Genomic DNA, 12,610 nt, shown 5'->3' with positions numbered 1-12,610 from the left:
GAATCATTTTGGCTCTCCGACCGATACCAGCGAGGAGTTTTTAGTTATTTGTCTCGTTGAGCAGTTCCAGAGCAGACGGATGGAAAAATCAGGCGTGGAGCCACATATCACCTTACCTTAAAGACAAAGGGCGGGCTCTCACACGATTTAGCCTGGCTTGAACGGGTTCGCGAGGTATGTAAGTGGGTTAAGCCTTTCCGTGTGGTGATGGGTAACCGGCATATTTCGGGGAATCGATCGATTCTGTATGTAAGCGGACAATCTGCAGGCAGTCTCGCTCTCGCCGGAGCTGGTTACGCGTAATTTTGAATTGGGTGATTTTGTTCCCCATCGGACTCTTGGAAAGGAGAGGTACGGCAGGGAGATTTCAAGAGGAATGTCGAAACATGACTTATGGGAGATGGAGCGGGAGGCAAAAGTGCACTTGAGCCCGTATCCAGTGCTTGATATAGGGTTTATTCGGGTGTATAGGCTTAATGACAAATTTGTTAGATATGAAAGGGATGAGGATATCCTGTTAGTAGGTCCAAAAGGAGGGGTGAGCTGAAAACCTAATAATATCAAGGGTTTACGTCTCTTTTTTTGCAGGTTTGATTGACTGGTAGTCTTTTAAAATGACAAAAATCTTCTATCTTTTGCGAAAAGTGGCGAAAAGTTTCCTTTGATTTGGAAGCGATTTCACATTATACTTAAAGAGTATTATTTTTTGTTCTTTTGTATTAGATTCACATGATCTAAAGCGCCTGAGCAGGAATAGTAACACTTTATGTGCTATGGCACTAGGAGGAAAGAAAGATATGGAACAAGGTAAAGTAAAATGGTTTAATGCAGAAAAAGGTTTTGGATTCATCGAGCGCGAAGCAGGTTCTGACGTATTCGTGCACTATTCTGCGATTCAAGGCGAGGGCTTCAAGACTTTAGAAGAAGGCCAGTCTGTTAGCTTCGCGGTAGAAGAAGGACAACGTGGTCCTCAAGCTGCGAATGTAGAAAAACTATAAGAAACCATGAAAAAACCAGATTCTCAAACAGGGAATCTGGTTTTGTTCGTTTCTTAAGGGTTCTGGCGGATCAGCTCTTCAATCCGTTTGGCGATTCGTTCGGCTGTTGTCTCGAGGCTGAGGGCTAGTTCTTCATAGAGGATAGGGGATACCTTCATAAGCGTCTGGGCATCCTGGCTTGGCAGCTTCTTGTCGATCGCGGCAAGCTCGTATTTCCTGCGGATGATCGTATTGACCATTTGGGCGATCTCAAAATGATCACTTGAGTCCAGTGCATCCTGGTATTTATGGTTCCGGAATGTCGGACGCTCATTCCACTCGCTTGCAGGCTGCGTGAAGACCTGAAGAATCTCCTCAGCTGTCTTAGCCGTAATGATCGGCGATAGCTTTGAATTCTCACATTCTACTGGATGGTATAATTGCAGTGACTCATTCTGGTAGGAGCGCAAGGTGTAGTAAGGCGCCTTTGGCCCCATGAAGCTCTGCTCCTGAATATCTTCGATGATGCATACGCCGTGTATTCCGTAAAAGACCTTCTCCCCAATCGAATACATATAAATATTGCCTCCCTGTTGGTTACCTTCTTTCCAAGTAACCGTATATTAATAAAATAATAGATGAATAGCCGTCTTTTCTGTTCGGCAGTCCATTGCCGTTCCTTTGTCAATCCCTTAACATCTTGGCAATCGTATTTGCAACGATTCGCAGCGGCTCAGCCGATTTCTGGGCAAGGCAAAGCATCATGCCGCCCTCAATGATGGCACTTAAGCTCACAGCGGTTGTCTGTGCTGCTGTTTCTGTGAATCCTTCAGCCATTAATTTCTGTGAATAGATGACCTGCAGGTTCTCATACAATTGGGCGCATGCCGCACGAACCGGGTCGCTTAAACTAGCCATCTCGCTGACCATGCTGCTGACGGTGAAGCCGGTGATCGCGCCTGTCTCCTCATACTGGGCGATCAGCATGTCAATCATGGCCGTAACGGCTACAAGCGCACTCGTGTGCTGAGCGAAGATGTCCTCAATTTGGCTGGTGATTGATTCGTTCAATGAATGGAGGCATGCAATGAGCAGCTCCTCCTTGCCGTTCGGGAAATGGTGGTATAGTGAGCCTTTCGTGATGCTGCATTCTCGGAGGAGTTCGTTTAATCCCACTCCTTTATAGCCCTTTTGCTGAAAAAGGACCGTCGCAGTTTCAATGATTCGTGATTTTGTTTCCAACTAATAGGCACCTCCCATACCAACCGGTCTGTCTTTATTATATCAAAAATAATCCAGTACCCCCAAATGATTGAATTGTGTGGTAAATAATCCCTTTTTGTGTGATAAGATAATTAGGTAGGTTGAACAGGAAAGGGAGGCGTGTAATGGATAAGCTATCATTTGAATTGAAACGGATTAATAATACTTTGCTGATCATCATGGTCGTCATTTTGTTCGGGAGCTGCGGGAGGATGGATGAGATCGTGGTACCGGATGAACCGATAGAGGTAATCAGTGAAACGGGGACGGAGGAAATGGTGGATCTTGGTGATGGTTATTTTGGTATTTATACCGGTTACGAATTAAAAATCTATTATTATGATACAGAGAAAAATGAACTCATCTTAAAGAAAACGAAATATCTATCCGAAGATGAGGAGGAAGAATAATCGTGAATCGCAATTCATTTTAGGAATTAAATTATAGTGAGATGATTTTTCTTCCGTATCTTATATCACGATTAGCAACAGAGAGATATTGATTATGGCACTGAATATAGAATTCTTAGCTGGCTTTATGATAGGAACGGTGTTTGGTGCGGTTTGGCTATCGCCTTTACGAGCATAACACCGGTGACTTGAGCCGTCTAGTGGACGAATATGAAGAATGCTAGGATGATATTCCGGAAGCTGAACCAATGATGGAGGAAATGGTAGCCCAAAATGAACGATTGGCTGAGCTGGTTGCCGAACATGAAGGGGAATGAACAAGCCTTTAAGCTTATGGTTGCAATTGACCTTAAGCTTTTTACATATCGTGAAGGGGATAAGCCATGTTAGATGACAGGCTTTTTGGTCATTGCTTTATATTTCGGTCAGGCTCTATAATAATGTGGGATTACGATTGAAAGGAGGAGTACCAATTGAGTGAAAAGCCGGCCATACTTCATTCCATCCCAGGAAGAATACAATTATTCATCCCTTTGTTGACAAAGGTCAATGACCCGGCGGCGATTGAAGCGATGCTCCGTTCTATGATCGGGATTAAGTTCGTAAAGCTGGAACCAACGGCGCATACGATGCTGATCCATTACGACCGAGAGGAAATCAGGGAAAAGGATGTTCTTCGTTATGTCTCTCTCTTCTGTGAATGCTTGGAGGAAGTGGGAGAAAAGGTGAAGGATAAGCAACAGACGAATGCTATCAAAGGCCTCATGGCATCTTGGGTTAGTCTTGAGAGAAATGCAGAAACCATTCTTGCAGATAAAGTAGTTGCAGGGGATTTCCTTCATAAGCTCTCCTCGACACTCGGGCTATTCAAGAAACATACATAAATATGGTTTGGACTATTTGTATGAACAAATAATAAGAATGCATTCCAACACCAGGGATTTGTATTCAGCTTTTAAGAATAACGAACAGCAGATTTGAAGGTTGCTTGTCTTAGCGAAAATTCTCCTAGAGCAACATCAAATAAGCGTGAGTGGTTTTACGTCTTTATCTTATTTCTTATCATGCAGCAGGCTCATCTTGAATGAATAGTCATGTTATTGACATGAAAGAGTATGAAACGATGTTTTCATGCTCTTTTTTGTATGTAATGGCAGCAATCGGGAGAACATCCAAATTAATAATATATTTACAGAAAAATTTATACAAAAATAATAATTACCAATGTTATTTATAGTGAAAATTTTTAGAAAAATCTTTATAATAAGGTCGAAGGCTAAAATATTATTTTTAAATATTATTTAATTATATTTATTTTAAAATATTTTAGCCAATATGACAAAAAAGAGGCGATGCCTATAAAGAAAAAAAGGAGTGTTAGGCAGTACAGCAGTAAAAAAACTTCATAAGGGTGTGTGAACAATGAAGACGTCAAGGACGAAGACCTACAAGAAGAGCTGGCAGAAGAGGGCATTCTCCATTCTGACACTTGTCTTTCTTCTTGTACAAACTGTTCTATCTCCTGTCGCACAGTATGTCAGCGCAGAAAACACGAATGTTGCATTGAGCTTTAATCAAACAGAAGCTCTAGAAGGCGACACGCTGACAGCTACACTGTCTGATATAGGAGAAGACTCTGGTAAGCTTACATTCACCGTTGACGGCGGATTAAGCATTAAGGGCATTGCGGATGGTCAAGGGAATATTGACATCGCAGCCCAGCAAGACAAAACCTTGAGTTTTACATGGAAGGAAGGCAGCAACAAGACAATTAAGGTCAATGTCGCTGCAAACGAAAAAGGGAGCAGTACAGCGACCTTAACTTCTGAGAATGGAGGTACTTCATCTGTTGCGATTCAGGTCACAGCCCAAGAAGAAGTAGTGTCTGAAGAAGCAACAGAGCCTGAAGAAGAGGTAGCAGCAGCTTCGGAAGAAAGTACAGAGAAAGAAACTGAAGAACAAACTACTGAATCTGAAGACCAACCAGATTCCGAGAAAGCTGCTGATGAGACAGCCGCTTCTAATGAAGAGACAGTAGATGAATCATCTTCTGAGGCAGTGGCTCAATCAGATGACAGCTCAAGCGAAAGAGCAAATGCATCCGCTAAAGCCGGCCCTGGTGGTATGGAGCCTGACGAAAAATACTACGACGAAACACAGGCTTTTGGTTACGATAGTATGACCAATGGTGGTACTGTGACTGGAGCAACTGTGTCTGTCAATGGAACGACACTGAAAGAGGGTGTTGCTTCATCCACAACAGGAGCAGCTGTGGAAAATGGTATTCTTATCACATTCACTCCAGGCTATTATTTGGACAGCTATAAGGTAGTCTGTGGTGATAAGTATAGCTGCCGGACAGATGCTTCCGGTAATGCTATTTCTAAGGCAGAAGTTATGGAAGGTGCAACAGTTGCCTCTATCATGCTAGATAGTGATGACGGCATCACCAAGACTGCTTTTGGACACTCCAGCAAAAAAGAACCTTATTGGCTGTTGTTGAATGTTAAACAGGACAACACCAAGTATAAGGTTACTTACAATTGGGGCGATTTAGAAGGTGAGATTAATACTGATGTCCCTGCAGAGAAGAGCTATTTAGTCAGCTCTGTGGTTACAGTCGAAGCTGCCGCTGAGGCTGCACTTGCAGAGGCTGAGGCTCTGGGATACACCTTTGCTGGATGGAAATATACTTATGAGGGTTACGATGGCGTTACCACTATGCAGCCAAATCAGACATTCTCTATGCCAAATAAAAACGTCACAATGACAGCCATCTGGGAAAAGATTCCGGTTGGTAGTGTGGTCGTAGAGAAAGTGGACGGCCAGGACAGCTCCATCAAGCTGGAAGGAGTCAAGTTCACCTTGACGAAGAAGGATGACAAAGACTTCGAGCCAGTGACGAAGGAAACAAATGCCGAAGGAACAATCACTTTCGATGGATTGGAATATGGCACTTACATCCTGACAGAGGTTGAGGCACCAGCGGGGTACGTGAAAGCGGCAGCTCGTGAAGTGGTCGTAGACCAAAACAAAGAAGCAATCTCAGTTCAGGTGAAAAACACGCCAGTGGGAAGTGTGGTCGTAGAGAAAGTGGACGGCCAGGACAGCTCCATCAAGCTGGAAGGAGTCAAGTTCACCTTGACGAAGAAGGATGACAAAGACTTCGAGCCAGTGACGAAGGAAACAAATGCCGAAGGAACAATCACTTTCGATGGATTGGAATATGGCACTTACATCCTGACAGAGGTTGAGGCACCAGCGGGGTACGTGAAAGCGGCAGCTCGTGAAGTGGTCGTAGACCAAAACAAAGAAGCGATCTCAGTTCAGGTGAAAAACACACCAGTGGGAAGCGTGGAAGTGACCAAAGTGGATGCCGTAGATGGCACAACCTTGGCGGGAGTCGAATTCAAGTTGACCAAAGAGGGAGACAAAGAATTCACCCAAACACAAACGACTGATGAAAAGGGTACAGCCACATTCAAAGAATTGGAATATGGCACATACACATTGGAAGAAGTCAAAGCGCCAAATGGTTATGTGTTGACAGACGGTTCTAAACAAACCATTAAGATCACGAAAGCGGGTCAAGTGGAAAAAGTGGAAGTAACCAACACTCCAGTCGGCAGTGTGGAAGTGACCAAAGTGGATGCCGTAGATGGCACAACCTTGGCGGGAGTCGAATTCAAGTTGACCAAAGAAGGAGACAAAGAATTCACCCAAACACAAACGACTGATGAAAAGGGTACAGCCACATTCAAGGAATTGGAATATGGCACATACACATTGGAAGAAGTCAAAGCGCCAAATGGTTATGTGTTGACAGACGGTTCTAAACAAACCATTAAGATCACGAAAGCGGGTCAAGTGGAAAAAGTGGAAGTAACCAATACTCCAGTCGGCAGCGTGGAAGTGGCCAAAGTGGATGCCGTAGATGGCACAACCTTGGCGGGAGTCGAATTCAAGTTGACCAAAGAAGGAGACAAAGAATTCACCCAAACACAAACGACTGATGAAAAGGGTACAGCCACATTCAAGGAATTGGAATATGGCACATACACATTGGAAGAAGTCAAAGCGCCAAATGGTTATGTGTTGACAGACGGTTCTAAACAAACCATTAAGATCACGAAAGCGGGTCAAGTGGAAAAAGTGGAAGTAACCAACACTCCAGTCGGCAGTGTGGAAGTGACCAAAGTGGATGCCGTAGATGGCACAACCTTGGCGGGAGTCGAATTCAAGTTGACCAAAGAAGGAGACAAAGAATTCACCCAAACACAAACGACTGATGAAAAGGGTACAGCCACATTCAAGGAATTGGAATATGGCACATACACATTGGAAGAAGTCAAAGCGCCAAATGGTTATGTGTTGACAGACGGTTCTAAACAAACCATTAAGATCACGAAAGCGGGTCAAGTGGAAAAAGTGGAAGTAACCAATACTCCAGTCGGCAGCGTGGAAGTGGCCAAAGTGGATGCCGTAGATGGCACAACCTTGGCGGGAGTCGAATTCAAGTTGACCAAAGAAGGAGACAAAGAATTCACCCAAACACAAACGACTGATGAAAAGGGTACAGCCACATTCAAGGAATTGGAATATGGCACATACACATTGGAAGAAGTCAAAGCGCCAAATGGTTATGTGTTGACAGACGGTTCTAAACAAACCATTAAGATCACGAAAGCGGGTCAAGTGGAAAAAGTGGAAGTAACCAATACTCCAGTCGGCAGCGTGGAAGTGGCCAAAGTGGATGCCGTAGATGGCACAACCTTGGCGGGAGTCGAATTCAAGTTGACCAAAGAAGGAGACAAAGAATTCAATCAAACACAAACGACTGATAAAAATGGTACAGCCACATTCAAGGAATTGGAATATGGCACATACACATTGGAAGAAGTCAAAGCGCCAAATGGTTATGTGTTGACAGACGGTTCTAAACAAACTGTTAAGATCACGAAAGCCGGTCAAGTGGAAAAAGTGGAAGTAACCAACACTCCAGTTGGCAGCGTGGAAGTGGCCAAAGTAGATGCCGTAGATGGCACAACCTTGGCAGGAGTCGAATTCAAGTTGACCAAAGAGGGAGACAAAGAATTCAATCAAACACAAACGACTGATAAAAATGGTACAGCCACATTCAAGGAATTGGAATATGGCACATACACATTGGAAGAAGTCAAAGCGCCAAGTGGTTATGTGTTGACCAAAGATTCTAAACAAACCATTGAAATCACCAAAGCCGGTCAAGTGGAAAAAGTGGAAGTAACCAACACTCCAGTTGGCAGCGTGGAAGTGGCCAAAGTAGATGCCGTAGATGGCACAACCTTGGCAGGAGTCGAATTCAAGTTGACCAAAGAGGGAGACAAAGAATTCAATCAAACACAAACGACTGATAAAAATGGTACAGCCACATTCAAGGAATTGGAATATGGCACATACACATTGGAAGAAGTCAAAGCGCCAAATGGTTATGTGTTGACCAAAGATTCTAAACAAACCATTGAAATCACCAAAGCCGGTCAAGTGGAAAAAGTGGAAGTAACCAACACTCCAGTTGGCAGCGTGGAAGTCTTGAAAGTGGATTCCGAAGATCATTCTACAGTATTAGAAGGTGCAGAATTTACTCTCACTGACAAAGATGGTAAAGTCCAAACAGTAAAAACTGATAAGAATGGTTTAGCGAAATTTGATGAACTACAATATGGAGAATACACTTTAGTTGAAAGTAAAGCTCCAACTGGCTACCTTCTTTCAGAAAAGAATGAATGGACAATTAAGATTGATAGTAAAGAAAAACCTGTAGAAGTAACGATCGAAAACACAAAAGAAAATCCTAGCCTAACAGTCGAAAAAACCACTGATAAAACAAACTATGAACAAGGTGAAACCGTCAATTACACTATCAAGGTAACGAACGATGGTAACATTGATTTGAACGGATTGACCCTTGAAGATGTCTTCTCTAAAGACGGAGACTCTACAATCGATCAATTATCAGTGGAAGGCTATGAAGGCGCATTTGATTTAGCTGCTGGACAAACGGAGACATTCCATGCATCCTATGTGATTCCGGAATCTGATCTCGCTGACACAGTTTATACAAATGCCGTCACAGTGAAAAATGATGATGTTACCGAAAAAGATGAAGTAACCATCGTCGTTGATCCGACTTATGGATTTGAAATCAACAAAACAGCCGACAAAGATGAAGTAAAAGTGGGCGAAAGCATCACTTACACCATCGATGTCACCAACACAGGCAATAAAGCGTTGACAGACATTAATGTAGTCGACGAAATGGTCGGCCTTGACGAAGTCATCAGCAAGCTTGAGGTTGGAAAAACCGAAACATTCACTGTTACTCACAAAGCAACTGCGGAGGATATCGGTGAATTAACAAACGTTGCAGTAGCGAAGGTAACCATGGATGGCGAGGAAATCGTCCATGAAGCTAAAGCAACTGTAACGGTTCATGAAGTGAAAGCAGCAGCGGTGGATAAAGAAGAACCTACTGTTGCGAAAAAAATCGTGGCGGCGGTAACGGATTTCGTTAATCCGAAAACAGGCCAAGATGTCGTCAACATCTTCTTGGCATTAGCCGTGTTTATGCTTGCCGGTTTCGGTTTATATTACACTAGAAAAAAACATAAACATGAATGAAACTGGTAAGTGAGAAAGGATGGCGCTGAGTGTTCAGCCGCCATCCTTTCTTTTTTCCTTATCAACAAAAAAGAGCGGAGATAACTCCGCCTGATGATTTAATCTGATTATTGTATGTGTATAAGGGATGTTAATTGAGTGTCCTGCAGTTATTCAATTCTTTCTTGAAGGATGCAAATAGCTCTTCATCCCCGAGTGAGAGGGCTAGGTTCATCAAATCTAGATAATCGTCAGATGTTAAGTCTGTTTCATCCATTGCGTGCAATGCAGTAAAATGAAATTTTCTTGTTCGTAGATTGTAGTAAGGCTTCTCGAAATATACAGTTGCAATCTCTTTGCCAGCATCGACCTTGGCAACTGTGCCCTCTACCATTTCGTTTTCTTCTTTAACATAGACTCGGTCACCAACTTTGAATGTTTTCATGATTCTCAACATCCTTTATGTCGAATTTGGTCGAACTTTATATATATATCTTTACCCTTTTTTTAGCAAAACTAATCTTTCAATTATCAATCTTGTACAGATAAGAAATTGCTCCTATTTCATCCTTTCATCCCTATCTTATCAGCTTTCATTTGATAATTTGGAAAATAAAGGGGGTGTGTTGGGTCGAATGTGTGGGATGGAGATAGGATGAAGAGATTAAGATTAATAGGTTCTTTAATCGTTATATTCTGAATGATTCTGCTGTTTGGCTGTTCATGAGGCAGAAGAATCCGGCAAGAAAGCAGAGCAAGCGAGCAATGAGTCGATAGAGAAGAAGGCTGCTGTTCTGGACGCTCCTGCTTATCATGTGTTTGATATTGACAGCCAGTCTAGAAAGAATCCGCTGAATAAAATTCGTTCAGAAAATGAGATAAAGGCAAAATTCTATGAAGAACTGAAGAAGCTTCCCAAACGGATGGCGGGAAAAGAGGTTTATAATCGGGTAATTCCGTTGATGATCAATGATTCAACATAGGAAAAACAGGAAAGTAACCGGGAACAGAGAGTTCATGAGCAGATTATCGAAGAAAAAGGAAAAGTAGCAAACGAAAAGAGAAGCTGGGTGGCACATCTAACCCGGTTTCTCTTAAAAATTACAAAAATTAGAAAACTGTAGATTTTCTGTACATTGATTTTCAAAAATTTGAGGCGTACCATTCAGTATCAAGTAAAAGCCTAAAAAATTCGGATAAACCTATTGTGTTTTCAATATACTAATCAGGACGGGGAGTGTTGATGATGGGATCGAAAGTACAATACGCAGTCATCGGGCTGGGGCGATTCGGTGGAGCGGTAACGAGAGAATTGTTCATGATGGGACATGAAGTCTTGGCTATTGATATAAATGAAGATCTGGTTCGAGAATATTCTTCATGCGCCACGCATGCCATGATTGCCAACACAACAGATGAAGCGACGATGAAGGCGCTTGGGATCAAGAACTTCAATTATGTCATTGTTGCAATCGGTGATGATATTCAGGCTAGCATTCTGACGACGTTGATCTTGAAGGAGATAGGTGTGGAGAATGTATGGGTGAAAGCCCAGAATGAGTATCATCACAAGGTGCTTGAGAAAATTGGGGCAGACCGCATCATTCATCCGGAGAAGGATATGGGTGTGCGCATTGCCCAACATCTTATCTCCCAGCATATTATTGACTATATTGCTCTATCAGAAGAGCATAGCATGATGGAGATTATGGCGACCGACAAGCTTGCTGGGAAAACCCTTGTTGAGGTCAATATTCGTCAGCGATACAGATGCACGGTTGTGGCCATTTGGCGGAATTCCGACTTAATTATGACACCGCTTCCTGATGAAGTGATTCAAAAGGGGGATGTCTTGATGATGATTGGCAAGAAATCAGCTCTCACTAAATTTAGTGAAATAGAACTATAGCTTGGGGGAATATCCATGAATCACAGCAAGTGGGAAACCATCCAACTCACACCTCCTCAAGTTCTGGCGCTTGGGTTTGCGCTCGTCATTCTTTTGGGAACAGTGCTCTTAAAGCTGCCGATTTCAACGAAGGTGGAAATCTCTTGGATGGACGCCTTCTTTACGGCCGCATCCGCCACAACGGTGACCGGCTTAAGTGTGATTAATATAGGGACAACACTTTCTGTATTTGGGGAATGTGTCATGATTGTGATGATGCAGATTGGAGGACTTGGCTTGATGACATTTGCCATCTTTGTCCTGATCCTTCTCGGTAAGAAAATCGGGCTTAAAGAAAGGCTCATTGTGCAAGAGTCATTTAACCAAACCTCCATTGGGGGAGTCATTCGTTTGGTGAAGATTTTATTTATTTTCACGATAGCCGTTGAACTTGCCGGGACTATCATCCTTTCGCTGAAATGGATACCAGAGTATGGGGTTGTTAGAGGATTGTTCTATAGCTTATTCCATTCCGTCTCAGCCTTCAATAATGCGGGTTTTTCCTTATTTTCCGATAATTTGATGGGTTATTCGCATGATGGCCTTGTTAACTTGGTTATCACGCTGTTGATTATCACGGGAGGACTGGGGTTTACCGTATTGGTTGATCTGGCAAATAAACGAAACTTCAAGAACTTAAAGCTCCATTCCAAAATCATGCTTATCGGGACCTTTGTATTGAATGTGACAGCCATTCTGTTCTTATTCCTCCTTGAATATTCGAATGAGGCAACCATTGGCTCTATGCCGCTTGGAGAGAAGCTGTGGGTGTCGTATTTTCAAGGGATTTCCCCGCGTACGGCTGGTTTCAATACGATTGATATTGGCGGGATGACGGATGGCTCGCTTCTTCTCATCATGCTTCTCATGTTTATTGGGGCAGGCAGTGCTTCTACCGGTTCAGGTATTAAGGTGACAACCTTTATCGTCATTGTCTGGTCCGTGTTTGCCTACATACGTGGACGGAAGGAGCCGGTCATGTTTGAGCGGACAATCCATCAGACGGTTGTTTTTAAGTCATTGGCCGTGACGATGATTGGGCTTTTCTTTGTCTTTTTGACCGCTTTTCTGCTGACCGTCACAGAGGATGCCCCGATGTCGATGATTCTTTTTGAGTCCTTCTCGGCCTTTGGGACAGTGGGGCTTTCCATGGGACTGACGCCTGACTTATCAAATGCCGGCAGGCTCTTTATCATTATTCTCATGTTTATTGGACGGATTGGTCCGCTCACATTGGCTTTCTCCTTCGCCAGAACAAGGACAGCAAAAATCCGCTATCCGGAGGAAGATATTTTTATCGGATAATCTGACAGTCAAAGCAATTTGCTTGGCTGTTTTTTTATGCTCGAAATTGATAAGTCCTAATAAAAGGA

Annotated in this window: 10 protein-coding genes; 7 read left to right on the top strand and 3 right to left on the bottom strand. The window is 43.1% G+C overall.

Annotated elements, in window-relative coordinates; translation table 11 throughout:
* Positions 1–797: 797 nt before the first annotated feature.
* A complete protein-coding gene (locus tag ACY8DX_RS13895) occupies positions 798–998 on the top strand; it encodes a cold-shock protein (RefSeq protein WP_049670426.1) in 201 nt (66 codons plus the stop codon).
* A gap of 53 nt (positions 999–1,051) precedes the next feature.
* Here ACY8DX_RS13895 and ACY8DX_RS13890 read toward each other — a convergent pair whose 3' ends face one another.
* Positions 1,052–1,552 (bottom strand): CarD family transcriptional regulator, encoded by a 501-nt coding sequence (locus ACY8DX_RS13890; RefSeq protein ID WP_049670427.1) that lies wholly within the window; start codon positions 1,550–1,552, stop codon positions 1,052–1,054.
* A 109-nt stretch (positions 1,553–1,661) separates the two neighbouring features.
* On the bottom strand, positions 1,662–2,219 hold the full coding sequence (locus ACY8DX_RS13885; RefSeq protein ID WP_462405443.1) for a TetR/AcrR family transcriptional regulator: 558 nt from the start codon (positions 2,217–2,219) through the stop codon (positions 1,662–1,664).
* A 146-nt stretch (positions 2,220–2,365) separates the two neighbouring features.
* Between ACY8DX_RS13885 and ACY8DX_RS13880 the strand changes: the two genes are divergently transcribed.
* The 3 genes from ACY8DX_RS13880 to ACY8DX_RS13870 all read left to right on the top strand — a co-directional run bounded on the left by ACY8DX_RS13880 (position 2,366) and on the right by ACY8DX_RS13870 (position 9,310).
* Positions 2,366–2,650: a hypothetical protein gene (locus ACY8DX_RS13880; RefSeq protein WP_049670428.1), complete on the top strand. Its 285-nt coding sequence runs from the start codon at positions 2,366–2,368 to the stop codon at positions 2,648–2,650.
* Positions 2,651–3,123: 473 nt separating this feature from the next.
* On the top strand, positions 3,124–3,534 hold the full coding sequence (locus ACY8DX_RS13875; protein ID WP_462405442.1) for an HMA2 domain-containing protein: 411 nt from the start codon (positions 3,124–3,126) through the stop codon (positions 3,532–3,534).
* A 538-nt stretch (positions 3,535–4,072) separates the two neighbouring features.
* Positions 4,073–9,310, top strand: a complete 5,238-nt coding sequence (locus ACY8DX_RS13870) for a SpaA isopeptide-forming pilin-related protein (RefSeq protein WP_462405441.1) — start codon at positions 4,073–4,075, stop codon at positions 9,308–9,310.
* A gap of 130 nt (positions 9,311–9,440) precedes the next feature.
* Here the strand turns inward: ACY8DX_RS13870 and ACY8DX_RS13865 are convergent, their stop codons facing one another.
* The gene (locus tag ACY8DX_RS13865; protein ID WP_049670433.1) at positions 9,441–9,734 is read right to left on the bottom strand and encodes a KOW domain-containing RNA-binding protein; all 294 of its coding nucleotides are present in this window, start codon (positions 9,732–9,734) and stop codon (positions 9,441–9,443) included.
* Between the two features lie 268 nt (positions 9,735–10,002).
* Between ACY8DX_RS13865 and ACY8DX_RS13860 the strand changes: the two genes are divergently transcribed.
* From ACY8DX_RS13860 to ACY8DX_RS13850, 3 genes are all read left to right on the top strand, one after another.
* Positions 10,003–10,272 (top strand): hypothetical protein, encoded by a 270-nt coding sequence (locus ACY8DX_RS13860; protein WP_462405440.1) that lies wholly within the window; start codon positions 10,003–10,005, stop codon positions 10,270–10,272.
* Between the two features lie 263 nt (positions 10,273–10,535).
* Entirely contained in the window at positions 10,536–11,198 is a 663-nt protein-coding gene (locus tag ACY8DX_RS13855; RefSeq protein ID WP_462406949.1) for a potassium channel family protein, read from the top strand.
* A gap of 15 nt (positions 11,199–11,213) precedes the next feature.
* Positions 11,214–12,542, top strand: coding sequence for a TrkH family potassium uptake protein (locus ACY8DX_RS13850; RefSeq protein ID WP_462405439.1), 1,329 nt, complete (start codon positions 11,214–11,216; stop codon positions 12,540–12,542).
* The last annotated feature ends 68 nt before the right edge of the window (positions 12,543–12,610 follow it).

The sequence above is a fragment of the Gracilibacillus sp. Marseille-QA3620 genome (assembly GCF_054950035.1).
The sequence above is the reverse complement of the archived record's forward strand: the minus strand, read 5'-3'. Positions and strand labels throughout refer to the sequence as shown.